This window comes from Streptomyces sp. G7(2002), assembly GCF_028870195.1.
Lineage (GTDB): Bacteria > Actinomycetota > Actinomycetes > Streptomycetales > Streptomycetaceae > Streptomyces > Streptomyces nigrescens.
On sequence record NZ_CP102609.1, the window covers coordinates 1142973 to 1166308 of the forward strand.

At 70.3% G+C, this 23336-nt stretch carries 20 protein-coding genes; 17 read left to right on the forward strand and 3 right to left on the reverse strand.

Annotated elements, in window-relative coordinates; all coding sequences use genetic code 11:
- The first annotated feature begins 225 nt into the window (after window positions 1–225).
- The 7 genes from NUT86_RS04365 (at window position 226) to NUT86_RS04395 (ending at window position 8790) form a co-directional block, all read left to right on the forward strand.
- Window positions 226–417, forward strand: a complete 192-nt coding sequence (locus tag NUT86_RS04365) for a DUF6381 family protein (protein ID WP_274733531.1) — start codon at window positions 226–228, stop codon at window positions 415–417.
- A gap of 176 nt (window positions 418–593) precedes the next feature.
- Window positions 594–1490: a DNA/RNA non-specific endonuclease gene (locus NUT86_RS04370; RefSeq protein ID WP_093638297.1), complete on the forward strand. Its 897-nt coding sequence runs from the start codon at window positions 594–596 to the stop codon at window positions 1488–1490.
- An 18-nt stretch (window positions 1491–1508) separates the two neighbouring features.
- Entirely contained in the window at window positions 1509–2444 is a 936-nt protein-coding gene (locus NUT86_RS04375) for an alpha/beta fold hydrolase (protein ID WP_148588317.1), read from the forward strand.
- Between the two features lie 7 nt (window positions 2445–2451).
- The gene (locus tag NUT86_RS04380) at window positions 2452–3579 is read left to right on the forward strand and encodes a hypothetical protein (RefSeq protein ID WP_093638303.1); all 1128 of its coding nucleotides are present in this window, start codon (window positions 2452–2454) and stop codon (window positions 3577–3579) included.
- Entirely contained in the window at window positions 3560–6577 is a 3018-nt protein-coding gene (locus NUT86_RS04385; RefSeq protein WP_266439612.1) for an AAA family ATPase, read from the forward strand. Before NUT86_RS04380 ends, NUT86_RS04385 begins: the two co-directional genes overlap by 20 nt.
- Entirely contained in the window at window positions 6574–7716 is a 1143-nt protein-coding gene (locus NUT86_RS04390; RefSeq protein ID WP_274733534.1) for a trypsin-like peptidase domain-containing protein, read from the forward strand. Before NUT86_RS04385 ends, NUT86_RS04390 begins: the two co-directional genes overlap by 4 nt.
- A 9-nt stretch (window positions 7717–7725) precedes the next feature.
- Window positions 7726–8790, forward strand: a complete 1065-nt coding sequence (locus NUT86_RS04395; RefSeq protein WP_274733535.1) for a trypsin-like serine peptidase — start codon at window positions 7726–7728, stop codon at window positions 8788–8790.
- Between the two features lie 22 nt (window positions 8791–8812).
- Here the strand turns inward: NUT86_RS04395 and NUT86_RS04400 are convergent, their stop codons facing one another.
- Genes NUT86_RS04400 through NUT86_RS04410 form a run of 3 tightly spaced genes read right to left on the reverse strand, consistent with a single transcriptional unit; the run spans window position 8813 to window position 11570 of the window.
- Window positions 8813–9850, reverse strand: a complete 1038-nt coding sequence (locus tag NUT86_RS04400) for an ABC transporter substrate-binding protein (RefSeq protein ID WP_093638314.1) — start codon at window positions 9848–9850, stop codon at window positions 8813–8815.
- A gap of 42 nt (window positions 9851–9892) precedes the next feature.
- The gene (locus tag NUT86_RS04405; protein ID WP_148588320.1) at window positions 9893–10765 is read right to left on the reverse strand and encodes an ABC transporter permease; all 873 of its coding nucleotides are present in this window, start codon (window positions 10763–10765) and stop codon (window positions 9893–9895) included.
- On the reverse strand, window positions 10755–11570 hold the full coding sequence (locus tag NUT86_RS04410) for an ABC transporter ATP-binding protein (protein WP_093638317.1): 816 nt from the start codon (window positions 11568–11570) through the stop codon (window positions 10755–10757). Before NUT86_RS04410 ends, NUT86_RS04405 begins: the two co-directional genes overlap by 11 nt.
- 227 nt (window positions 11571–11797) lie before the next feature.
- On the opposite strand from NUT86_RS04410, the gene NUT86_RS04415 reads away from it, so the two are divergent.
- The 10 genes from NUT86_RS04415 (at window position 11798) to NUT86_RS04460 (ending at window position 23303) form a co-directional block, all read left to right on the forward strand.
- On the forward strand, window positions 11798–13558 hold the full coding sequence (locus NUT86_RS04415) for a sensor histidine kinase (protein WP_274733536.1): 1761 nt from the start codon (window positions 11798–11800) through the stop codon (window positions 13556–13558).
- The gene (locus NUT86_RS04420; RefSeq protein ID WP_148588322.1) at window positions 13555–14247 is read left to right on the forward strand and encodes a response regulator; all 693 of its coding nucleotides are present in this window, start codon (window positions 13555–13557) and stop codon (window positions 14245–14247) included. The genes NUT86_RS04415 and NUT86_RS04420 overlap by 4 nt, the downstream gene beginning before the upstream one ends.
- Window positions 14248–14366: 119 nt before the next feature.
- Window positions 14367–14972: a GNAT family N-acetyltransferase gene (locus tag NUT86_RS04425; RefSeq protein ID WP_274733537.1), complete on the forward strand. Its 606-nt coding sequence runs from the start codon at window positions 14367–14369 to the stop codon at window positions 14970–14972.
- A 154-nt stretch (window positions 14973–15126) separates the two neighbouring features.
- The gene (locus NUT86_RS04430; RefSeq protein ID WP_093638328.1) at window positions 15127–15864 is read left to right on the forward strand and encodes a FadR/GntR family transcriptional regulator; all 738 of its coding nucleotides are present in this window, start codon (window positions 15127–15129) and stop codon (window positions 15862–15864) included.
- Window positions 15861–17420, forward strand: coding sequence for an amino acid permease (locus NUT86_RS04435; protein ID WP_446750749.1), 1560 nt, complete (start codon window positions 15861–15863; stop codon window positions 17418–17420). The genes NUT86_RS04430 and NUT86_RS04435 overlap by 4 nt, the downstream gene beginning before the upstream one ends.
- 2 nt (window positions 17421–17422) lie before the next feature.
- Window positions 17423–18451, forward strand: a complete 1029-nt coding sequence (locus tag NUT86_RS04440) for an asparaginase (RefSeq protein WP_274733539.1) — start codon at window positions 17423–17425, stop codon at window positions 18449–18451.
- 78 nt (window positions 18452–18529) lie between these two features.
- Entirely contained in the window at window positions 18530–19951 is a 1422-nt protein-coding gene (aspA, locus tag NUT86_RS04445; protein WP_274733540.1) for an aspartate ammonia-lyase, read from the forward strand.
- An 856-nt stretch (window positions 19952–20807) separates the two neighbouring features.
- On the forward strand, window positions 20808–20990 hold the full coding sequence (locus NUT86_RS04450; protein ID WP_274733541.1) for a hypothetical protein: 183 nt from the start codon (window positions 20808–20810) through the stop codon (window positions 20988–20990).
- Window positions 20991–21225: 235 nt separating this feature from the next.
- Window positions 21226–22194: a cucumopine synthase-related protein gene (locus NUT86_RS04455; protein ID WP_159491100.1), complete on the forward strand. Its 969-nt coding sequence runs from the start codon at window positions 21226–21228 to the stop codon at window positions 22192–22194.
- Window positions 22191–23303 carry an NAD(P)/FAD-dependent oxidoreductase gene (locus NUT86_RS04460; RefSeq protein WP_274733543.1) on the forward strand — a complete coding sequence of 371 codons (1113 nt, stop codon included), beginning with the start codon at window positions 22191–22193 and terminating at the stop codon, window positions 23301–23303. Before NUT86_RS04455 ends, NUT86_RS04460 begins: the two co-directional genes overlap by 4 nt.
- The last annotated feature ends 33 nt before the right edge of the window (window positions 23304–23336 follow it).

Below are 23336 nucleotides of genomic sequence, written 5' to 3' on the forward strand. Positions count from 1 at the left end.
GAGACACGCCGGTATACCCGGGCGTGCCGCGGCCGGCGGTCACGTTCCGGCCGGACCGGTCCGGTTCCACGCACCCGGAAAAAGGGGCGCCCGCGATGCCTGTTCCCCTCCGGGAATTACGCCCGGACACCCGCCCGTACGGAGCGTGACGCCCGAGTGCCAAGGGCCGTCGACCCTGATTAGGCTGGTAAATGCAGCTCTCCATTCACCGTTCAAGGACAGATCATGAGCGCATCAGGAGAATCACGCGCACGCATCCAGCAGATGCGGGACAAGGCCCAGGAACTGCAGGCGGCCGCGGAGCGGTCCGCCGACCCGGAGGAGCGGAAGCGGCTTCAGGAGAAGGCGCGCAGGCTCCGGTCCCAGAGCGAGCAGGAAAGCGGTATGGCCAGCGGAGACATCTACCCCGCCGACTGAGGCTCCCGGCATACGGGATCCGGTCCCCGTGGCCCGCCTGCGTCCGGACGCGGTGCCGCGCCCCACCGTCTGAACGGTCCCGCCGCAGGCGGAGCGGTGCCGGGGCGGGCGGCTGTTCGAGTGGCTTCGAGGTGGGCACCGATCGGCGCTCCGCACCACCGGGAAGCGCTAATCCCATGATCCCATCAGACTCCCCACGGGCCGCGGGCGCGACGGCCGGGACCGCTTCCCGGCCTCCTTTGGTGGACCGTGCGGGCTATGACGAGCACTTCCTCGGGGTTCCGGTACCGCTGCCGGTGCCCAGCCGTCCCGAGGTGGAGACGGTGGTGCTGCCCTACACCCACTTCACCGTGGTGCTGCGCCCGGACCGGCGGATGGCGGCGGCCACCGCGGTCTGTATCGACGGTCGGCGTCTGCTGGAGAACGTGCCACGGGAGAGCGGCTGGCAGTTCGATCCGCGGCTGGACGAGGCCCATCAGACGGGCAATGACGTGTACCGCGACAACTCCCTGGACAGGGGACATCTGGTGCGCCGGCTCGACCCCGTGTGGGGTACGGCCGCGGAGGCGAACCAGGCCAATGAGGACACCTTTCACTACACGAACGCCGCCCCGCAGGCGGATGTCTTCAACCAGGGCAAGCAGCTGTGGCAGGGGCTGGAGAACTATCTGCTCGACCACGCCGCCGACTTCGACCGCAAGCTTGCCGTCCTCACCGGACCCGTACTGCACGACTCCGACCCGCCGTACCGGGGCGTACAAGTGCCGCTGCGCTTCTGGAAGGTGGCGGCGTTCCTCCAGGACGGCGCGCTGGCGGCGACGGCGTACGTCCTCGACCAGAGCCCCGATCTGACCCGGGACGCCGAGCGGGCACTGGCCGGTGCGCAGGCGGGCGCGCCGCCGCCGCTGGGCGCGTTCCGGACGTTCCAGGTGCCGGTGAAGGATGTCGCCGAGCTGACCTCGCTGGACCTGGGGCCGCTGCCCGCCGTCGATCTGATGCCCGTCGTCCTCGCCCCTGCCGAGCGCTGGAAGCGGCTGGCGTCGTACGACGACATCATGCTGCAGCGCGGCTGAGGCCGGGAGGCGCGAGCAATGCAACCCAGGGTCGTCTATGTCCACGGAAACGGGAACAAGGTCCGCTCGGAGCTGCTCAAGTCCCAGTGGGACACCGCGCTGTTCGGCCGGGACATGGCCGGGGCGTCGCGGATGGCGTACTGGGCGCCGGTGCGCTATCCGGCGCCGCTCCCCGATTTCCGGCCGGATCCGCTGGACGGCCGGACGGAGCTGATCGAGGAGATGCCGGCCGCCGCGGACCGGGCCGGGGCGGAGCCGCCGGAGGATTTCGTGGCGCGGACGCTGGGTGAAGCGCGGCTCGAAGCCGGTGAGATCGCGCTGGAGGGGCGGGCCGGGGCCGATGAGAGCGCGCTGGTCGACTGGCTGCGGGACATGACGTATCTCGCGGACACGCTGGCACAGACCGGGGAGGACGAGGAGCCCGGTGCGGAGCTGCCGCTGGAGGCACTGCCGATGCCCCGGTCCGGCCGTACGGCGGTGTTCCGGCTGCTGGTCAAGCACGCCTTCAAGGACGTGCACGCCTATTTCTTCGGCGGGGCGGGGCCGGCGATGCGCGAGGTGGTCAAGGAGACGCTGGCGGGCGTGGACGGCGGCCCGCTGGTGGTGGTCGGCCACAGCCTGGGCACGATCATCGCCTACGAGGTGCTGATGGAGCAGGGGCGGGAGGTGGAGCTGCTGGTCACCGTCGGGTCGCCGCTGGCGATCTCCGAGGTGCAGGACCATCTGGCGCGGCCGCCGGCGGTCCCGGCCGGGGTGGCGGCCTGGCGCAACGCCTCGGACCTGCGGGATCTGGTGGCGCTCGACCACACTCTGCGGCCCGAGTACGCCCCGCAGGAACGGGTCACCGATCTGCTGGTCACGAATGACAGCAGCAATCACCACGGCATCAGCGAATATCTCTCGCAGCACGAGGTCAGGACGCCGGTTCAGCGGATCTTCGACGGTACCGGGTAGGTGCGGCATGCCGTTGACGGAAACCGAGTGGGACCTGGTCACCACGTGGGTGCGCAACTATTTGCTCGACACCACCGATCCGCATACGCAGCTCGCCCAGTACGGATTCCCGCCGGAATTCATCGGCGCGCTGCGGCTGACGCATCTCAGCACGGACAATGCCCGCACGCTCGTGCACCAGTCGCGCACGGATATCCAGCGGCAGCTGCGACTGGTCGAGGCCGTCACCACGATCGACCGGCTGGCCGTGCTTCCGGACATCGTGAAGGCCCAGGAATTCCTGGCCCGGCTGCGGGAGGACTTCCGCGCCCACGCCGCACGGGACAATTTCCGCACCTGTGTCCTGAAGAACGGCACCGAGGCGTTCATCGACCGCCAGGATCTGCGGGAGACCCTGCGCCGGTTCGTCGAGGACCCCCATACGTTCATTCTGCTGGTCGACGGCGAGCCGGGCAGCGGCAGGTCGTACACCTACAACTTCCTCCGCCATATCGGGCAGCACAGCGGGTTCCGTCCGGTGCGGGTCACCCTGTCGCACACCGCGACCGCCGCCAAGGTCGTCCGCCGGCTGGCCGACTTCGTCGCCGATCCGCAGGAGGGCGCCGCACCGCTGAACCCCACGGAACTCAACGACCTGCTGCCGTCGATCGACGAGGCCGCGCACTGGGTGGCCGGCCGGGCGACCGCCGTCGAGGAGCGCTTCTGGCTGGTCCTCGACGAATGCGACAAGCTCGATCCCAGCTCCGATGTGTGGGACTTCATCGGTCAACTCGGCATGGCCATCTACGAGCACGCCGCCGTCCGCGGAGACCAGGCGCCCCGGCTGGTGCTCCTCGGGTACGGGCGCTCGATGCGTCAACTCCCTTACGACCTGCGGGGAAACCTGGCCTGGGACACCGCCCGGATCGCCGAAGCCGACGATCTGCGCACCTTCTTCGACCAGGCCTTCCATGAGTCGCCACCGGAGATCCTCGGTACGGGGCAGCTCCGGGAGTCCGCCATCTCGACGCTCGTGGACGCGGCCGTGCACGAGGTGCTCCAGGCCACCGCGACGGACGGTGGGGACCGCGAGAGCTATATGCGGAAACTCTGCACGGCAGCGGAGGGGGCCATCCGTGTCTACCAGTCCCTCTGACCGCCTCCCGATGGACCCCTCCGCGGCACGGGAGCTGTTCGTCGCCCGCTTACGCGCGGAGCTGCACCCGGACGAGGAGCGGCCCCAGGAGGTCTCCGACGCCCGCCGGGCCTACCGGGAGGCGGCCTGTCTGCTGAGCCGTTTCGATCCACAGCGGCTCCGGCTGCCCGGTGAGGAGGCCGCCACCGGCGGCGCGGTCCTGGAACTGGTCGACGACTGCACGACCATGGGGATGCAGGACCAGGGCGGATGGTCCCTCAAGTCCGATGTCCGGGAACGGACGCTGCGCGGGCTGGCCGGGCCCGAGGCGGCCCGGCGCGTCCTGGAGTGCCATCTCGACCAGCTTCCGGCCGAACCCGGCCCGGAACGCTTCTGTCTGGCCTATCTCTCCGGCCGCCCCCCGGCGACGGACGGGCTGACCACCGACGAACTGGCCGACGCCCTCCAGGCGGTGCTGTGGCTCTCGCGGGTACCGGGCACGACGGGGCTGCCGGACACCGCGGAGCTGCAGCTCACCCTGGAGCGGGCCAGGCTGCTCGATCCCCTGGAGCGCCTCGTACGGTGGCCGTTCCAGGGGCGCACGCGCGAACTCGCGGAGCTGCGGGACTATGTCCTGCGGCCCGGCGGGTCCCCGGCGGCCGGAGCACCGCCGGACGGTCATCCGCAGCGCCCGGCGCTGGTCCCCCCGCTGGTCGTGCACGGTCCCGGCGGGATGGGCAAGACCACCCTGCTCGCCAAGTTCGTGCTCGACAGCATCCACGACCCCGGCGGCTGCTTCCCGTTCGCCTATATCGACTTCGAGCGGCCCACCCTCTCGATCCAGGAACCGGTCACGCTGATCGCCGAGGCGGCCCGGCAGCTCGGCATCCAGTTCCCGGCACACCGCGCCGAGCTGGACGCGCTGGCGCACGAGTGCCAGCAGGCGGCCCGCAGCCAGCGGGAGGGCCAGGAGCGGGTGACCCAGCTGCATGAACTCGCCACCACCCGGGCCGTGCTGGGGCGCCGCTCCTCGCAGGAGTTCCAGTCGCTGGCCGCCGGACGGGAGACCGATCTGATCCGCCGGCTCGCCGATGTCCTGCGGCGGGCGGTGGCGGACCGGAAGGACGGGGAGCACCCGGAGGACCCGCCGTTCGCGCTGGTCGTCGACTCGTTCGAGGAGGCCCAGTACCGCGGATCGCCGGTGGTGGGGCGGATGGTGGCGATCTATCTCTCGTTCCAGAGCATCTATCCGCGGATGCGGCTCATCGTCTCCGGGCGGGCGCCGGTCGAGCATCCGGCGAAGCCCGTCGAATCGCTCGACATCGAACTCGGTGAACTCGATGCGGAGGCGGCCGTCGGCCTGCTGACGTCCTGCGGCGTCAAGGACCCCGAGGTGGCACGGGCCCTGACGGACCGGGTCGGCGGCCATCCGCTCAGTCTGAAACTGGCCGCACGGGCCGCCACGCTCGCGGGGCTGGATGCCGAGGGGACCTGCGAGCTGATCCGCAGCCTGCCTGAACGCCGCCATCAAGTCTTCCGCCGGGTCGACCAGTTGCTGGTCCAGGGGATCCTCTACGAGCGCATCCTCAGCCACATCGGCAACGAGGAGGTACGCCGGCTCGCCCATCCCGGGCTGGTGCTCCGGGTCATCACCCCGGAGATCATCCAGGAGGTGCTCGCCGGACCCTGCGGGCTGCACGTGGCGACGCCGGACCAGGCCCGCGCGCTCTTCGAGGAGCTCAGACGCCTGGACATGGTCGAGCCGGTCCGCCCGGACGCCGTGCGCTACCGCAGCGATGTCCGCGCCATCATGCTGCGGCTGCCGGGCGGCGACCGCACCGCCGTGATGCGCGCCGTCGAGCGGCGCGCGGTCGAGCACTACGCCACGCGCGACGGCCTGGAGGCCAGGGCCGAGGAGATCTACCACCGGCTGCGGCTCGACGAGAACCCGCGCTCGGTGGAGGAGCGGTGGCTGCCGGGCGTCGAGCGGTTCCTGGTCGGGGCGCAGCAGGACATGACGCCGAGGGCCGCGGGCCTGCTGACGGCCCGGCTCGGCGGCGGCACTCCCGATCAGGTCGCGGCGGGCGCCGACCAGGAGGACTGGGAACGGATCGCGGCCCGCGAGGTGGAGGACCTGCTCTCCCAGGGCTACGCCCAGGCGGCCTTCGAACGGCTCGGCAGACGACAGCCCTGGACCCCGTGCAGCCCCCTGCACGCCCTGCTCGCCGAGGCCCTCAACCGGCTCGGGCGGCGGGAGGAGGCCCGCCGGGCCACGGCGGACGCCATCGATGCGACGGAGCGCGCGGGCTGCGGGGAGCGCCGGCTGGAGCTGCTGCTGCTCTCCGCCCGGCTCTCGGAGGAGGCCGGCGACCTGGCGAGCGCGGGCCGGGCCCTGCGGGTGGCGGAGGATGTCGCGGTGGGTCTGGGGCAGGACCTCGAAGCGATGGGCGCGCTGCTGGCCCGCGCCCGGCTGACGGCGGGCGCCGACGGCGCCGACCCGGAGGCGGACCAGCAACTCGCCGAGCGGCTGCGGAGGTTGCCCGATGCCGTGCTCGCCGACCAGCCGGTGCTGGTCCGCGCGGTCGCCTCGCAGATCTACGACCAGGCCCCCGGTGCGCTCGACCATGCGCTGGAGGTGGTGGGGCTGCCGGCCGACGACGAGACGCTGGACACCCTGGGGGCGGCGATGCGCCGCGCGACCAGCCGGCAGCCGGCGCTGCTGGGACGGGTGATGGGAATCCTGGACGAGGCCGCGGGACCGTCCCGGCAGCCGGCCGGCGGCGCGCCGACCGGTATCACCGGGATCCTGCGGCTGGCCCGGGACCGCGGCACCCTCGGCACCCTCGCCCGGCGGCTGCTGGCCGTGCCCGACAAGAGCGGGGAGATCGTCGCCGGGGTGGCCGCGGCCATGGGCGTGGGCACCGGTGCCCGTTCGGCGGCCCACGCGGCCTCCGGGCCGGAACGCGAGAACCGTACGCCGGAGGAAGGGAGCGGCCCCGCGGGGCCCGATGACCGATGACCGCCTATCTCTCACCCGACGAGATCCGCCAGGTGCTGGACGCCTCGGTGGAGACCGGACTGGCCGACCCCACCGTCCGGCCGCTGCTGCTCGACGGCATCATGCCCCGGTACCGCAGCACGCTGCCGCTCCATCCGGCGCCCGGACGGCAGGCGCACTCCGACCTGAACGAGATGAACCGGGTGGAGCGGCTGGTGGACGGCTCGGTGCCGCTGGAGATCTGGCTGCGCAACGCCGTCGCCGAGACCACCGAGGCCGGGCCGCTCACCGTGTTCCAGAAGGCCCTGGACGAGGTGGCACGGAAGGCGGGCGGTGAGCCGGATGTGCTGGCCGGGCTGCCCTCCCCCGCCGCGGAGCTCAAGGAACAGATCGTCCACCGCGACGACACGGTGCCGATCGGCTTCCTGCGCGGGGGTGAGCTGGCGGGCGGCGCGGTGGCCCGGCTCAAGGTGCCGCCGTACCAAGGGGGCGCTCCGCTGCAGCCGAACGGTTTCCCGCACTCCGGTACGGGGTGGCTGATCGCTCCTGACCTGCTGGTCACCAACCACCATGTGGTCAACGCCAGGACCGGCACCGGGGAGGGGCGGCCGGTGGCCGACGCCGAGGACCTGGGCCTCCAGGCCCGGCACACCCTCGCCCGGTTCGACTTCGACACCGATGAGGTGGAAACGGAGGAGGCCACCGTCAGCGAACTCGTCGCCGCGGACGCGGCGCTCGACTATGCGGTGCTGCGGCTGGCCGCCGAGCCCGCGCGGCCGGTGCTGAAGCTGGCGGCGGAACCGCTGAAGGTCGACGGCGGCGACTATGTGGCCGTCAACATCATCCAGCACCCCGGGGGCCAGCCGAAGAGGGTCGCGCTGCGCAACAACCTCGTCTACGAGGCGGACGAGAACGATGTCCGCTACTTCACCGACACCCGCGGCGGGTCGTCGGGGTCTCCGGTGTTCACGGACGACTGGAAGGTGGTGGCGCTCCACCGGGGGACGCGGCGGGTGGAGAACGTGCTGTTCCAGGGCAGGACGACGGCCTTCGTCAATGTCGGCACCCAGATGCGCAGCATCATGCGCCATCTGCAGACCAGCAGCCCCGGAGTCCATGCCGAGATCGAGACGGCACAACAGGCCGCGCAGCGCGGCTGAGGAGGCGAGATGCACAGTCGGCGCAGATCACCGGTGGCGGCCGGTCCCGAGCAGGTCTTCTCGGATCTGCGGGAGGTCGCGGCGCGGGTGAAGGACGGGCTGTCCTGGGAGATCCCCGAATCCCTGGAGGAGCTGCCCGCCGAGGAGCTGCCCGCCGGGCAGATCGCGCAGTTCGCCCAGCAGGAGCGGACGAAGGTGCTGTCGGCGGGCGTCAGCGGTCTGGAGAAGCTCGCCGAGGGGCGCGCGGACGAGATCGACGACGACGAGTCCTTCGGCATGGAAGCCATCGTGCTGCTCGAAGGCCGCCCCGCCATCCTCGTCCAGAACCATGACTTCGCGCCGCAGCAGGGCGACTGGGCGGTGCTGGACGGCCACCGGGCGGCGATCCGTGCGTCGCTCTCCCGGGTCGGGCGGGTCGAGCTGTCCGGGCATCTGAGCCTGGACTGGCTGGGCACGGCGTTCCTGGTCGGCCCGGACGTGGTGATGACGAACCGTCATGTGGCGGCGGAGTTCGCCCGTGGCGACAGCACCGGCTGGACCTTCCAGCAGGGCATCGGCGCCCGGCTCGACATGGGCGAGGAGTACGGCGGCGACGCGGGCGGCGGCGGCCCCGCCTATGACGTCGTCGAGGTGCTGGGCATCCACGAGGACGTGGACCTGGCACTGCTGCGGGTCGCGCCGCCGGCCGGCGGCGGGGCGCTGCCCGCTCCGCTGGCCGTGGCCGCGGACGCGCCCGCCGACCTGCCCGGACGCCCGGTGTACTGCGTGGGCTATCCGGCGTACGACGGCCGGCGCAACGAGCCGGAGTCGATGCGCCGGATCTTCATGGACATCTACAACGTCAAGCGGCTGCAGCCCGGCACCGCAACGGAGCTGGTGCCGGACCAGAACGTCATCAAGCACGACTGTTCCACGCTCGGCGGCAACAGCGGCTCACCCGTCATCGACCTCACCGACCACCGGGTCCTGGGCCTGCATTTCGGCGGCCGCTACGGCTTCGGCAACTTCGCCGTGCCGCTGTGGCAGCTGGTGGACGATCCGCTGCTGGGCCGGGCGGAGATCAACTTCGTCTGAGTCGCTGCGCGCCGTCCGCGGATCAGCCCGACTTCTTGACGAACTCGGTGGTGTAGGTCTTCTTCAGGTCCACCGTGGCGTTCTTGAGGTTGGGGTTGAAGGCCTTCAGGACGCGCTCGACGGTCGCGGGCCCGTCGGCCGGCATCACCCCGTCCTCGGTGAACATCGGCAGGGTGTCCTTGATCGCCTGGACGTACAGCTCCTTGCCGCCCTGGGCGTAGTCGGACGGCATCTTCGCGGCGATCTGCTCGGGGGTGTGCGTGGACATCCACTTGAGGGTCTTCACAAAGGCGTTGGCCAGCTTGCGCACGGTCCCCTTGTGGCTGTTCACCCAGTCGGTGTTCATGTAGAGGCTGGACGAGGGGTAGGGGCCGCCGAGCGCCTTCTGCGAGCCCTCGGGGGTGCGCATATCGATGAGGACCTTGCCGAGGTTCTTGTCCACGATCTGCGCGACCGTCGGGTCCGTCGTCATCCCGCCCTGGATCGAGCCCTGTTGGAGGGCCGAGAGGAAGGTCTGGCCGGCGCCGACCGCGACCGGTGTGAACTCGTTCGTCTGCACACCGTTCTTCACCGCGAGGTATTTGGTCAGGAAGTCGGTGGAGGAGCCGAGACCGGTGACGCCCAGCTTCTTGCCCTTGAAGTCCTTGGGTGAGGTGAGCTCACTGGCCGCCTTGTTGGAGACGACCTCGACCTCGCCGGGGGCATGCGCGAGCTGTACCACCGATTCGACCTGTTTGCCCTTGACCTGCAGATCGAGGGTGTGGTCGTAGAAGCCGACGACGCCCTCGACATCGCCGGAGACCAGCGAGGTGGTGGCCTGCACACCGGCCGGTTCGGTGAGCAGGGTGACATGGACGCCTTCATCCTCGAAGTAGCCGAGCTGCTGGGTGAGTCTCGCGGGAAGATAGATGACCTTGTCGAGGCCTCCCACCATGATCTTGATCTTGCCGTTCTTGTCGTCCATGGCGGCGGACCCGGACTTCCCGCCACAGGCGGTGAGGGTGGTCAGGGCCAGGGTGGCGGCGGCCAGGGCGGCGGAGAACTTCAGTGCGGTGCGCATGGTCACGTCCTTGTGAGGTGGGAAGGGGGCGGTGGGACGGGCTCAGCGGTCGCCGGCGGAGTCGGCGGGCTTCCAGCGGAAGAGCCGCCTTTCGAGGAAGGCCAGCAGCCCTTCGGCGAGCAGCGCGACCACCGCGAGGATCACCATGGCGGCGTACACCCCGGCCGCGTTGAAGGTGCCCTGGGATGCCGAGACCAGCAGGCCGAGGCCCTTGGTCGCACCGATGTACTCACCGACGATCGCGCCGATCAGCGCGAAGCCGAAGCTGACGTGCAGACTGGTGAAGATCCACGAGGTGGCGGAGGGGATCACCACCTGCAGGGTGACCTGGCGGTTGCTCGCGCCGAGGATCCGGGAGTTGGCGACCAAGTTGCGGTCGACCTCCCGTGCGCCCTGGAAGGCGTTGAAGAAGACCGGGAAGAAGACGAGGACGACCGCGGAGGCGACCTTGGAGGCCGGTCCGAGGCCGAACCAGATGAGGAAGATGGGGGCGAGGACGATCCGCGGCAGTGCGTTGAGCACCTTGATGTACGGGCCGAGCACATCGGCGAGAAAGCGGACACGGCCCAGCGCGATCCCCAGCACCACACCGCCGATGACACCGATCACCCAGCCGAGCAGCGCCTCGTAGAGCGTGTACCAGATCTGCTCCCACAGCGAGCCCTGCGGGGTGCCGTGCAGCGCCCACTGGATCGTCTGGTCCCAGATCTTCGAGGGCATCGAGAAGTTGAACGGATCGATGACGGCGGCCCGGGCCAGCCACTCCCACAGTCCGAGCAGCCCGACGAGCAGCAGCACCCGGGTGCCGTGGACCAGGAACCTGTGATTACGCGCGGCCCGCGCCCTGGCCCGGGAACGGTCCGTACGGCCCGTGCCTGCCGGGGACTTGACCGGCGCGACGGTCTCAGGCGACATCCGCGGCACCCCTCTCGCGGGTGATCCGGACCTCTTCGCCGAGCGAGGACCAGATCTCCCGGTAGATCTCGATGAACCTCGGCTCCAGCCGGACCGATTCGACCTTGCGGGGGCGGGGCAGATCGATCTCGAAGACCTCCTTGACGGTCGCCGGACCGGCGGTCATGACCACGACCTTGTCGGCGAGGGCGATGGATTCCTCCAGGTCGTGGGTGACGAAGACGACGGACGCTCCGGTCCCCGACCACAGCTCCAGGAGTTCGTCCGACATCAGCGCCCGGGTCTGCACGTCAAGGGCGGAGAACGGCTCGTCCATGAGCAGGAGTTCGGGATCGTTGACGAAGGTCGCGGCGAGTGCGACCCGTTTGCGCTGCCCGCCGGAGAGCTGGTGCGGATAGCGGTCCTCGAAGGCGGCAAGTCCGACCCGGGCCAGCCAGTCCCGCGCCCGCTGCCTGGCCTCGGCCTTCGGTACGCCGCGGAAGCGGGGGCCGGCCATCACGTTCGACAGCACGGTGCGCCAGGGGAAGACCGCGTCCTGCTGGAAGACGAACCCGATCTTGTCCCCGATGCCGCGGACCGGCTCACCGGCCACCAGCACTTCGCCCTCCGTCGGCTCCTCCAGGCCGCTGACCAGCGTCAGCGTGGTGGACTTACCGCACCCGGTGGGACCGACGACCGCGACGAACTCACCGCGCTCGACGACCAGATCCAGATCCCGGACGGCGGTGTGCAGCGCCCCCGAGGGTGTCCGGAACGCCTTGCTGGTACCCCGCAGTTCGATCGCGGGGCTCGTGTGGCTGCTCATGGACCGCGAGGCTAGGAGTGATACCGGCCACAGCGGCAGCCTTGTGGGCGCAAGCCGCCTTTCTGCGCGCAAACCCTGTTGTGCTCATTTTGCTCACGCTAGAACCACTAAGGGGCTACCAGGGGGTACACAGGTGCTCACGCACGGCTTACGGTGCCGGCACCCCGAGATGAAAAGGAAGATTCGGTTCCGCAAAGGTGCGGCGGGCCGGAGACAAGGGAGAGCCCATGCGGATCCGCTGGCCCCGACGGGTCTTTGCGCAGGTACTGACCGCGCAAGTGGCCCTGACCACCGGGGTCATGGTGCTCGCCACCAGTCTGTTCCTCGCCCCGCTCAGCACCGAGCTGGACGATCAGGCGATGCGCCGGGCGCTGTCCATCGCCCAGACCACCGCCGCCGACCCGGACCTCGCCCGGAAGCTGGTCACCACCGAGCCGGACGCGCACGGGCCGGTGCAGGCCGGCGCGGAGCGGATCCGTACCGCGACCGGGGCGCTGTACATCGTCGTGATGGACACCCGCGGAGTGCGCTGGTCGCACACCCACCCCGCCGAGATCGGCCGGCATGTCTCCACCGACCCGGGCCGGGCTCTCGCCGGGCGGCAGGTGCGGCAGATCGACACCGGCACGCTGGGGCGTTCGGCCCGCGCCAAGGTGCCGCTGCGCGACGACCGCGGCCGGATCGTCGGCGCGGTGTCGGTCGGGATCGCCTACGACAGCGTCCAAAGCGGGCTGCTCGGCACCATCCCCGGACTGCTGCGGTACGCGGGCGCCGCGCTGGCCGTCGGGGTGCTGGCCGCGATCGTGCTCTCCCGCCGACTGCGCCGCCGTACGCACGGGGTGGCGTTCACCGATATCTCCGCACTGCTCGACGAGCGGGAGGCGATGCTGCACGGCATCCGTGAGGGCGTGGTCGCCTTCGACCGGCGCGGCCGGATCCGGCTGGTCAACGACGAGGCCGGACGGCTGCTGGGCCTGGACGCCGAGGCCGCCGGCCGGCCGCTGGACGAGGTGCTGCCGCCGGGCCGGACGACGGATGTGCTGGCCGGGCGGGTGGCCGGCACGGATCTGCTGACCGTCAGCGGCGGCCGGGTGCTGGTCGCCAACCGTATGCCGACCCAGGACGGCGGGGCGGTGGTGACGCTGCGGGACCGTACCGAACTGGAGTTGCTCGGCCGTGAACTGGACAGCACCCAGGGGCTGTTGGACGCGTTGCGGGCCCAGGACCACGAGCATGCCAATCAGTTGCACACCCTGCGCGGGCTGCTGGAGCTCGGCCGGTACGAGAAGGCGGTGGAGTTCGTCACCGAAGTGGCCAGTGCGCAGCGGGCGTCCGCGGAGGAGATCGCGGAGCGGGTGCCCGATCCCCTGCTGTCGGCGCTGCTCGTCGGCAAGGCGGCGATCGCGGCCGAACGCGGGGTGTCCCTGCGGGTGTCACCCTCGACACTGCTGCCCGACACGGTGGTCGACCCGCGCGACCTGGTGACGGTGCTGGGAAACCTCATCGACAACGCGCTGGACGCCGCCGCGGAGCGCCGCCGCGGGGACCCGTTCGTCGAGGTGGAGCTGCGGGCCGAGCACAGCACGGCCGTACTGCGGGTCTCGGACACGGGGCCGGGGGTGCCACCCGAGCTACGGGACCGGATCTTCGCCGAGGGCTGGTCCACCAAGGCCGCCCGGCCCCTCCCCGGGGAGGGCTCGCCCACCGGCCCGGTGGCCTTCCACCGCGGCCGGGGCATCGGCCTGGCGCTGGTGCGCCGGCTCGCCGAGCGCTACGGCGGGATGGCCAGGGTGACCGCCCGCGCGGGCGGCGGCGCGGTCTTCACCGTCGTCCTGCCCGAGGCCCTCGCCCCGGAGGACGGCTCCCCCGGGCGCCGGCACACGGCCGCCGGGGAAGCCGCGGTGACGGGCGCACCACGGCGTCCGGAGCGCCCGGAACGAACGGAGTCACGGAAGCGAAGACCCATGGGGAGCGGAGCGTCACAATGATCGATGTCCTGGTCGTGGACGATGACTTCCACGTCGCCGAGATCAATGCCGCGTATGTCTCCCAGGTATCCGGCTTCCGGGTCACCGGCCGCGCACACACCGCCGCCCAGGCTCTTGCCACGCTGGAGCGCACCCCTGTCGATCTGGTGCTGCTCGACCACTATCTGCCCGACGAGAACGGCCTGGCCCTGGTCCGGCGGCTGCGGCAGCTCGGCCACCGCATCGACGTGATCATGGTGACGGCGGCCCGTGATGTCGGCACGATCCAGGACGCGATGCGCTCCGGGGCGCTGCAGTATCTCGTCAAGCCGTTCGGCTTCTCCGGACTGCGCACCAAGCTCGACGGCTATGCGGCGCTCCGCCGGACCGTCGAGGGGGTGGGCGGCCGCGGCGAGGCCGGCCAGGAACAGGTGGACCGGATCTTCGGCGCCTTCCGGACCGCCGAATCCCCGCACACGGAGCTCCCCAAGGGCCACTCGGCCGCGACCGTCGACCTGATCCGCCGTGTCCTGGACACGGCCGGGCACCCGCTGTCCGCCCATGAGGTCGCCGCATGCGCGGGCGTCAGCCGCTCCACGGCCCAGCGCTATCTGAAGCACCTCGAACGCAGCGGCCACATCACCCTGACCCTGAAGTACGGGGACACCGGGCGCCCCGAACACCGCTACCGATGGGCGGGCACCCACTGACCGGACCGCGGCTCTCACCGGCCGGCTCACCCGGGACATCCAAACCCCGCGCCCGCATGCGGCGTTGGCCACCACCACGCCATGGCAGCGGACGGCGACCGCCCCCTAGGCTGCCGATCATGAATGCAACGACACCCAGCGGGACGGACCCCGAGCCCGACATCCTGGACGCCCTGCAGCTGGCCGCCGATCCGGAGCGGGCGACGGACTTCGCCGAGGCGGCCCACCGGATCCTGGCGGACCTGGTCAGCGGTGGTGCGCCGCTCGGCTGGGCCGACCCGCCCGGCCGGGCCGAGGTGGCGGAGCTGGTCGACCGGGTGCTGCGGGCCGCGCATGTCGGTGACGGGGCACTGCGGGCGGCCTACACCGGCCGGCGGCTGGTCGGGCTGGGGTACTGGCTGCGCTATGCCCGGCCGACCAATCGGCAGCACGCGGATCTGGAGAAGATCGCGGTGGCCTCCGAGGCCCATGGCCAGGGCCTCGGCCGGTCACTGACCAGCGCCCTGGTCGAGGACGCCCGGGGTGCGGGGATCGAGGTCCTCACCCTGGACGCCCGGGCCGACAACACCAGGGCCCTGACCCTCTACCGGTCGCTCGGCTTCCGTGAATACGGCCGACTGCCCGATTTCGTGGCGATGGGCGGACGCCGCTACGACAAGGTCTTCTACATGCTGGACTTCCGCGGGAACGGTCGGCACGGCGAGGAATCGCCGCACCCGCAGTAGCGGAGCCGGCACGGTACGGCACGACGGAGGCGGGGAGGGCGCGGGGACGCTCCAGGTCCGGGACCAGGGCCGGGACCAGGAGCGGGACCGGTCCGGGGAATCATCTGCGCCGCCCCCCTTGACAGCTCCCCCGGCCGGGCTCGACGATCCCGGGGTGAACCTGTCAGACAGCCAGACAGCTGGCGATGTGCCCCGGCGGATCAGCGCGATGGAAGCGGTCCTGAACCATCTGCGCGGCGCCATCGAGCGGGGCGAGTACGCGGTCGGGGACAAACTCCCCTCCGAGGCGGAGCTCTGCCGGCGGCTGGAAGTGAGCAGACCCGTGCTCCGGGAGGCGCTGCGGGCGCTCCAGACGATGGGGCTGACGGTCTCGCGCACCGGTAAGGGCACCTTCGTCATCTCCGACGGCGCGGTGGCGGACCCGACCTTCGGCGACTACGCGGCGAGCGACCTGCTTGAGGTCCGTCGCCATGTGGAGATCCCGGTGGCCGGTTACGCGGCGGTGCGCCACACGACGGAGGACCTCGATCAGCTGAACCATCTGCTGGAGCGGATGGAGCAGGAGACCGACACCACCGCGTGGGTGGCGATGGACAGCCTCTTCCATCTCGCCATCGCCCAGGCGGCCCGCAATCCGGTCTTCCGCAGGGTCATCGAGGAGATCCGCGACGCGCTGGCCCGCCAGTCGGCCTTCCTCAACGAGCTCGGCGGACGGCGCGAGCAGTCGAACCGGGAACACCGCGCGATCGTCGAGGCACTCGTCGACCGCTCCGAACACGACGCGGTGGAAGCCATGGCGCACCACCTCGCCCGCGTCGAGACGACGCTGACCACCATCGTGCGGCCGCAACACCGCACGGCCCCCTCCACGGAAGACGAGGATCACGCGTGAGCGAGCAATCCCTCCGGCAGGCGGAACGGCAGCAACAACAGGGAGCACCACAGGACGCCGCGCAGCGGCAGCCGGGCGGACATGTGGACGCCGGTGACGCCGGCTACCAGAAGTCCCTCACGTCCCGGCACATCAACATGATCGCGATCGGCGGGGCCATCGGCACCGGGCTGTTCCTCGGCGCGGGCGGCCGGCTCGCCGATGCCGGGCCGTCGCTGGCCGTGGCGTACGCGCTGTGCGGTCTCTTCGCCTTCCTCGTGGTGCGGGCGCTGGGTGAGCTGGTGCTGCACCGGCCGTCCTCGGGTGCCTTCGTGTCCTACGCCCGGGAGTTCCTCGGCGAGAAGGGCGCGTTCGTCGCGGGCTGGATGTACTTCCTGAACTGGGCGACCACCGGAATCGCCGACATCACGGCGGTGGCGACCTACACGCACTACTGGGGCATGTTCTCCGAGGTCCCGCAGTGGGTGACCGCACTGATCGCGCTCGCGATCGTGCTGGCCGTGAACCTGATCTCCGTGAAGATCTTCGGCGAGCTGGAGTTCTGGTTCGCGATCGTCAAGGTCGGTGCGCTGGTCGTCTTCATGCTGATCGGCATCTTCCTGCTCGCCACCCAGCACCCGGTCGCCGGCCACTCCCCCGGCCCCTCGCTGATCTCCGACAACGGCGGCCTCTTCCCGACCGGGACCCTGGCGATGCTGCTGGTCATCCAGGGTGTGGTGTTCGCCTATGCGTCGGTCGAGCTGGTCGGTGTCACGGCGGGCGAGACCGCGGAGCCGGAGAAGATCATGCCGAAGGCGATCAACTCCATCATGTGGCGGGTGGCCGTCTTCTACGTCGGCTCGGTGGTCCTGCTGGCGATGCTGCTGCCCTGGAGCGCGTACTCCGCCGGCGAGAGCCCGTTCGTGACCGTGCTGTCCAACGTCGGGGTGCCGGCCGCGGGCGGCGTGATGAACCTCGTCGTGCTCACCGCCGCGATGTCCAGCCTCAACTCCGGCCTCTACTCCACCGGTCGCATTCTGCGCTCGATGGCGATGTCCGGCTCCGCACCGCGGTTCACCGGCGTGATGAGCCGCAGCCAGGTCCCGTACGGCGGCATTCTGCTCACCTCGGGAGTCTGCGTACTGGGCGTGGGCCTCAACTACGTCGTGCCCAGCGAGGCGTTCGAGATCGTGCTGAACTTCGCGGCGATCGGCATCCTCAGCACCTGGGCGATGATCATGCTCTGCCATCTGCTCTTCTGGCGGAAGGCGCGCGCCGGGGAGCTCACCCGCCCCAGCTACCGGCTCCCCGGCTCGCCGTGGACCGAGATCGTGACGCTGGCCTTCCTGGCCTTCGTCCTGGTGCTGATGTGGGCCGACGGCGGAGCCGGCCGCACCACCGTGCTGTCGCTGCCGGTGATCGTGGCCGCGCTGGTCGGGGGCTGGTTCCTGGTACGGGGCCGGGTCGGCACCCTCCGGGACGCCGCGGCGGCGCGGGCGAGCGGCGAGCACCCGGACACCGCACTGCCCACCCAGCGCACCGACACCCACCACAGCACCGAAAGCACCGAGAACTGATCATGACCCAGAGCACCACCCTGCCGCCGCACCGCACCGTGGGCGACCCGCCCGCGGTCCGCGAACCGGCCCATGTCCCCGTCGCCCATGTGGTGCGCGGAGGACTCGTCGAGGGCGTCCACCACGGCTCGGTCGTGGTGCTGGCGGCCGACGGAAGCGTGGAATTCCAGGCGGGCGACATCGAGGCCGCGTTCTACCCGCGCTCAGCACTCAAGCCGCTCCAGGCGGTCGGCCTGCTGCGCGCGGGGCTGCCGCCGCTGGACGATCCGTCGCTGGCCCTGGTCGCGGCCAGCCACTCCGGCGAGGAGCAGCATCTGACCGCGGCCCGGGGCATCCTGGCCGCCGGCGGACTGACCGAGGACGAGCTGCGCAATGTCCCCGATCTGCCGTACGACCCCGCCGTACGGGACGAGTGGATCCGGCGCGGTCTGGGTCCCACCCGCCTCGCGCAGAACTGCTCGGGCAAGCACGCCGCCATGCTGCTGACCGCCCGCGCCCGGGACTGGCACCTGGGCGACTACCTCGACCCCGGCCATCCGTTGCAGCAGGAACTCGCCGCGACGGTGGAGGACCTCACCGGCCAGGGCATAGCCCGGGTCACCGTCGACGGCTGCGGCGCCCCGCTGTTCTCCGTCTCCCTCCTCGGGCTGACCCGGGCCGCCGCCCGGCTGGCGACGGCCGCCCCCGGCACCGAGGAGGGCCGGGTCGCCCACGCCATGCGCGAGCACCCGGAGATGGTCTCCGGCAGCGGGCGGGACGTCGCCCGGCTGGTGCGGGCGGTGCCGGGTCTGCTCGCCAAGGACGGCTTCGAGGGCGTACAGATCGCGGCACTGCCGGACGGGCGGGCGGTCGGCGTGAAGATAGCCGACGGCGCCGACCGCGCCCGGATGCCGGTGACGGCGGCGGCCCTGGCGCACTGCGGCGTCGACGCCGGTGTCCTCGCCCCGTTCGCCACCACACCCGTCATCGGGGGCGGCGCACCGGTCGGAGCCCTCCGGGCGGCTGACTCCCTTGCGCTGCAAGCCACCTGACGCTCCATCACCTCTTTCCTGGGCACATCCGCCTCCAGCCCTCTCCTCCGCTCCACCTCACAAAGGACCCTCTGCACCATGACTGCCGCCGGCCACCGCCGCGAACACGATCTGCTCGGCGACCGGGAGATACCCGCCGAGGCGTACTGGGGCGTGCACACCCTGCGCGCCGTCGAGAACTTCCCCATCACCGGTACGCCGATCGCCGCCTACCCGCACCTGATCAATGCGCTCGCCGCCGTCAAGGAGGCCGCGGCCCGGGCCAACGAAGACCTCGGACTGCTCGACGCGGAGCGGGCCGACGCGATCGCCGCCGCCTGCCGGGAGATCCGGTCCGGCGGGCAGCTGCACGACCAGTTCGTCGTCGATGTCATCCAGGGCGGCGCCGGGACCTCGACGAACATGAACGCCAACGAGGTGATCGCCAACCGGGCGCTGGAGATCCTGGGCCACGCCAAGGGCGACTACCACCATCTGCACCCCAACGAGCATGTCAACCTGAGCCAGTCGACGAACGACGTCTACCCGACGGCCGTCAACGTCGCCACGATCATCGCCGTACGGGAACTGCTCGACGCGATGACCGTCCTGCGCGAGGCCTTCGCGGCCAAGGCCGAGGAGTTCCGCGACATCCTCAAGATGGGGCGCACCCAGCTTCAGGACGCGGTGCCGATGACCCTGGGCCAGGAGTTCTCGGCGTACGCCGTGATGCTGGAGGAGGACCAGAGCCGGCTGGCGGAGGCGGTCCTGCTCATCCACGAGATCAACCTCGGCGCCACCGCCATCGGTACCGGCCTCAACGCCCCCAAGGGATACGCCGAGGCGGCCCGTACCCACCTGGCCGCCCTCACCGGTCTGCCCCTGGTCACCGCCGCCAACCTCGTCGAGGCCACCCAGGACTGCGGCGCGTTCGTCCATCTGTCGGGCGTCCTCAAGCGCATCGCCGTGAAGCTCTCCAAGAGCTGCAACGATCTGCGGCTGCTGTCCTCCGGGCCGCGTGCCGGGCTCGCGGAGATCAACCTGCCGCCGGTGCAAGCCGGTTCGAGCATCATGCCCGGCAAGGTCAACCCGGTCATCCCCGAGGTCGTCAACCAGGTCGCCTTCGAGGTCATCGGCAACGACGTCACCATCACCATGGCGGCCGAGGCGGGCCAGCTCCAGCTCAATGCCTTCGAGCCGGTCATCCTGCACTCCCTCTCGGAGAGCATCACGCACCTCGGGGCCGCCTGCCGCACCCTCGCCGAGCGCTGCGTGGCGGGCATCACCGCCAACACCGAGACGCTCCGGGCCAGTGTGGAGAACTCCATCGGCCTGGTCACCGCCCTCAACCCGCACATCGGCTACACCGCCGCCACCGCGATCGCCAAGGAGGCGCTCGCCACCGGGCGCGGCGTCGCCGAACTCGTCCTGGAACAGGGGCTGCTCCCGGCCGACCGGCTCGCGGCGCTGCTGCGCCCGGAGGAAATCGCCGGTACGGGCGGTGACTTGGCCACGGCCTGAGCCCTCGCCGGGCAAGCGGCACACCGGGACCGGGCAGGTCCCGCGCACGGGCCGGGCGGGCGTCCCCCTCAAGGACGTTCGCCCGGCCCGCTGACGTGCGGAGCCACGGCAAGTACCGCCTTCCGGCCCCGAGTTGCCGCTCCCGCGGCACGTGTTGGTCCCGCTCCTGGAGCGCACCGACCCGGTCACCGGCATCGGCCTGCCGGACGGCTTCCACACTTCCACCAGCGCCGCAGGAGCACCTGAGGGCGAATCCGATGTGAAGGGTTGACCAGTTGATCCTGGCATGTATTCTCTCATTCAGACACGGCATCGTTTAGGAAGACCTCGGTAGGCCTCAGGGGGATGCTTGTTAGACCGGTTCGGTTGGCAGCTACAAGTTAGCAATCCAGTTACTTTCAGTGGACATATCCATTTCGGCGCTACTTGCGATGCCGGTATGCGCGACCATATTCTTGAATGTTTTGCTAAAAATTGTGCAGAGTCTGCGATTTACGCAAGGTCAGAAAGAATCACGCCCATTCCCGAGCGGCGTAAATGGCTAATGAAGCGTGTCGCCGGCCGGATGAATTCCCAGCATGTGACTGAGCAAATCTCATCGTGCCCGGTTCGGATGAGGGCGGGACCCGTAACGCAACCAAGGCCCTCAATGTCCCCTCCGACCTTGTTTCCTGACCAGAGAACCTGACCGCCGCCCGAAGGGATGACGCGGACGGTATCTGGCGTGCCCTGGCGCCGTGGGGCCGGGCGCTCGTGCCGCTGGCCTTCCTCGCCAAGGGCGACACCTTTGAACTGCTCGGATGCCGCTTCGGGATCGGCACCGAGACCACCCGCCGCTACGTCAACGAGGGCATCGATGCCCTCGCCGCGCCGGCCCCCCAGCCTGGCCGACTCCCTCGCCGCCTCCGGGGAAGGGTGGCGTCTGCTGCTGAACGGCGCCTTGATGTCCGCGATGTCCGCCTGGCGCCGCACCGGCCTGGCCACCGAGGGGAGCTGGTCTTCCTCGGCGAGGCCCGGGCCGGCTCCACGCACGATCTGAACCGCCGCCCACGCCGACGGCATCATCGAGTCCGCCGCCGAGCGGCCCTTCGCCCAGCTCTCGACGGCTGGCGCGTGCTGCACAAGACCCTGCGGGATGCCGGGGCGATGCCGATGCCGATGCCGATGCCGTCGAGACGACCATCTCCACGATGACGTAGTAAACCGACTCCGCCCGTGACTCTTTCGCAGAGAAACAGCAGCGGCGACATCTCACTGATACGAAGGGGAAAATCTTGACTGCAACATTTTCCGGTCGGCATATCGAGATCGCCTGGCCCGACCTGGGTATCACCGTGACCGCGGAACTCGACGGTCGCAACGCTGAACTCGCCGACGCGCTGTGGGAGGCATTGCCCTACCAGAGTCTGCAGGGACACGCGCTGGTGGCGGGACAGCATCTCTATCACGCGGCACCGATACCGTCGCTGCTGCATCTGTCCGCGTCCACTCGGATCCCGGACCGACGCGAGGCGCCCGATGGGACCGTATTCTGCTCCGCTCTACAGCATTTAGGCATCAAGTACGGCACGTTGACCGAACCGATGCCGGCCTCCCCGGTGGGCCAGATCCGGCAGGAGGATTTGCCCGCACTGCTGGAGGCCGGGAAGGCGATCTGGGATTCGGTCTATTCGACGAAGAAGCCGATCCTGGCGGAGGTCCGCAAGGCGGGAACCGAAGGCGGCCACCGTATTCCGCATTTGACCGCCGCAGATCCCGACGCGAACCGTCTCATCCACGACGTGTACACCGCGACCGAGCGGGCTTGGCTGTCCGCACCACAGGAACTCGCTGACCTCCACGCGGGGTTGATCCCTTCCGGGGCAGGGAGTTTTGAGACGGTGTTGCCCACTCTGTTGTTCGTCAACGGTGAGACCCGCCCGCTGGGGTATGCCACCTACGGTGGTCTGGTCCGGGCCGCGGTCCAGGGCATGCCGATGGATTCATTGCGTCACATGGCGCGCCTGCTGGTCGGTCTTCCGGCCGAGTTCCTGGGCTACTGCGGCCTGGAGCAGCTGTGGAGTTTCACCCAGCGCTTCCTGAACTGCCTCGACCAGCTCGATCGCGACGATTTCCTGAGTGTGGTGAGCCAGCTGGCCCTCTACGTCAACTGTTTGGGTGGTTGGAATCTGCACCTGTACCCGTGGGACGCCGGAGATCACCTGCGCCAGCTGCGCCCCCACGAAACGGTCCGCCAGTCGTGAACCAACTCCCTGAACGCACGGACGCCGTCGTCATCGGCGGGGGCGTCATCGGCAGCTCCATAGCGTGCCGGCTCGCCGAGGCAGGCGTCGGTACCGTCCTGCTGGAGCGTGGCGCGCTCGGATCGGGATCGTCCGGAACCACTGCGGGCGTTGTGCGTACCTACTTCCCCGGCAAGCCTCTCATCAGCAGCCTTGCCGTCCGGAGCCTGGCGGCTTACCACGCCCTCGCCGAACGGACCGGAATCGACCTCGGCTTGCAGCGTATCGGCCTCCTTGTGCTGTTCACCGAGGACCACCAGGTGCAGGACTTCCGGCACACCCAAGCCGCCCAGCAGGCAGCTGGAGTGGATGTCGAACTCGTGACCGCTGCTGAAGCGGCGCGGCTGAACCCGCTGGTCGACGAGCGAACCATCCTGGCGGCAGCCTGGTCGCCCGAGGCCTACGCCTGCGATCCCGCCGCGATCGTGCGCGGCTATGCCACAGCCGCCCAGCAGGCCGGCGCCATCCTGCGCACGGAAACACCCGTCACCGGCATCGACCCGGATGGGCGGGTCCACACGCCCGCGGGCAGCATCCGCGCCGACACCGTCGTCTGCGCGGCAGGCCCCTGGGCGGGAACGGTCGCCGCCATGGCCGACGTGCGCCTTCCTGTGACCACATACCCCGTCGACATGCTCCTGACCGACACCCCCAGTAGTGCCCCGAGCGACCCTCTGCCGATGACCATGCACCCGTCCAGCCTGCGGATTCGAAGCTGGGGTGACCGCATCCTCGTCGGGATGGGCCGCCCCGCTCCGGACGAAACCCGGCAGGCCTGGCTGCAACGGGTGTCACACCACCTCGGCACGGCCTTCCCGGCCCTCGCAGGCAACGGCCTCGAGACCGGGTGGAGCGGAGACCTCGATGTCAGCCCGGACGGGATGGCTTTCATCGGCCGTGATCCCGCCCGCCCGTTCCTCTACGCGGCTGGATTCTCCGGTCAGGGACTGTGCCAGGCACCTGCCGCCGGAGAGATCATCCGAGACCTCGTGCTCGACAAGGAGTCCTGGACCGACACGTCCGGGCTCTCCACCGCCCGCTGCCTCAGCGGTTCGGCCGAGACCGGGTAGCCAACAAAGGAAGTAATCGGCGTTGCGAGCCGG

What these genes read in the sequence shown, in the direction of transcription:
- NUT86_RS04440 (WP_274733539.1), top strand. Translation starts at nt 17,423, where the DNA reads ATGACCCAGAGCACCACCCTGCCGCCGCACCGCACCGTGGGCGACCCG.
- NUT86_RS04415 (WP_274733536.1), top strand. Translation starts at nt 11,798, where the DNA reads ATGCGGATCCGCTGGCCCCGACGGGTCTTTGCGCAGGTACTGACCGCG.
- NUT86_RS04370 (WP_093638297.1), top strand. Translation starts at nt 594, where the DNA reads ATGATCCCATCAGACTCCCCACGGGCCGCGGGCGCGACGGCCGGGACC.
- NUT86_RS04375 (WP_148588317.1), top strand. Translation starts at nt 1,509, where the DNA reads ATGCAACCCAGGGTCGTCTATGTCCACGGAAACGGGAACAAGGTCCGC.
- NUT86_RS04425 (WP_274733537.1), top strand. Translation starts at nt 14,367, where the DNA reads ATGAATGCAACGACACCCAGCGGGACGGACCCCGAGCCCGACATCCTG.
- NUT86_RS04365 (WP_274733531.1), top strand. Translation starts at nt 226, where the DNA reads ATGAGCGCATCAGGAGAATCACGCGCACGCATCCAGCAGATGCGGGAC.
- NUT86_RS04405 (WP_148588320.1), bottom strand. Translation starts at nt 10,765, where the DNA reads ATGTCGCCTGAGACCGTCGCGCCGGTCAAGTCCCCGGCAGGCACGGGC.
- NUT86_RS04450 (WP_274733541.1), top strand. Translation starts at nt 20,808, where the DNA reads ATGCCCTCGCCGCGCCGGCCCCCCAGCCTGGCCGACTCCCTCGCCGCC.
- NUT86_RS04400 (WP_093638314.1), bottom strand. Translation starts at nt 9,850, where the DNA reads ATGCGCACCGCACTGAAGTTCTCCGCCGCCCTGGCCGCCGCCACCCTG.
- NUT86_RS04395 (WP_274733535.1), top strand. Translation starts at nt 7,726, where the DNA reads ATGCACAGTCGGCGCAGATCACCGGTGGCGGCCGGTCCCGAGCAGGTC.
- aspA (WP_274733540.1), top strand. Translation starts at nt 18,530, where the DNA reads ATGACTGCCGCCGGCCACCGCCGCGAACACGATCTGCTCGGCGACCGG.
- NUT86_RS04420 (WP_148588322.1), top strand. Translation starts at nt 13,555, where the DNA reads ATGATCGATGTCCTGGTCGTGGACGATGACTTCCACGTCGCCGAGATC.
- NUT86_RS04410 (WP_093638317.1), bottom strand. Translation starts at nt 11,570, where the DNA reads ATGAGCAGCCACACGAGCCCCGCGATCGAACTGCGGGGTACCAGCAAG.
- NUT86_RS04390 (WP_274733534.1), top strand. Translation starts at nt 6,574, where the DNA reads ATGACCGCCTATCTCTCACCCGACGAGATCCGCCAGGTGCTGGACGCC.
- NUT86_RS04380 (WP_093638303.1), top strand. Translation starts at nt 2,452, where the DNA reads ATGCCGTTGACGGAAACCGAGTGGGACCTGGTCACCACGTGGGTGCGC.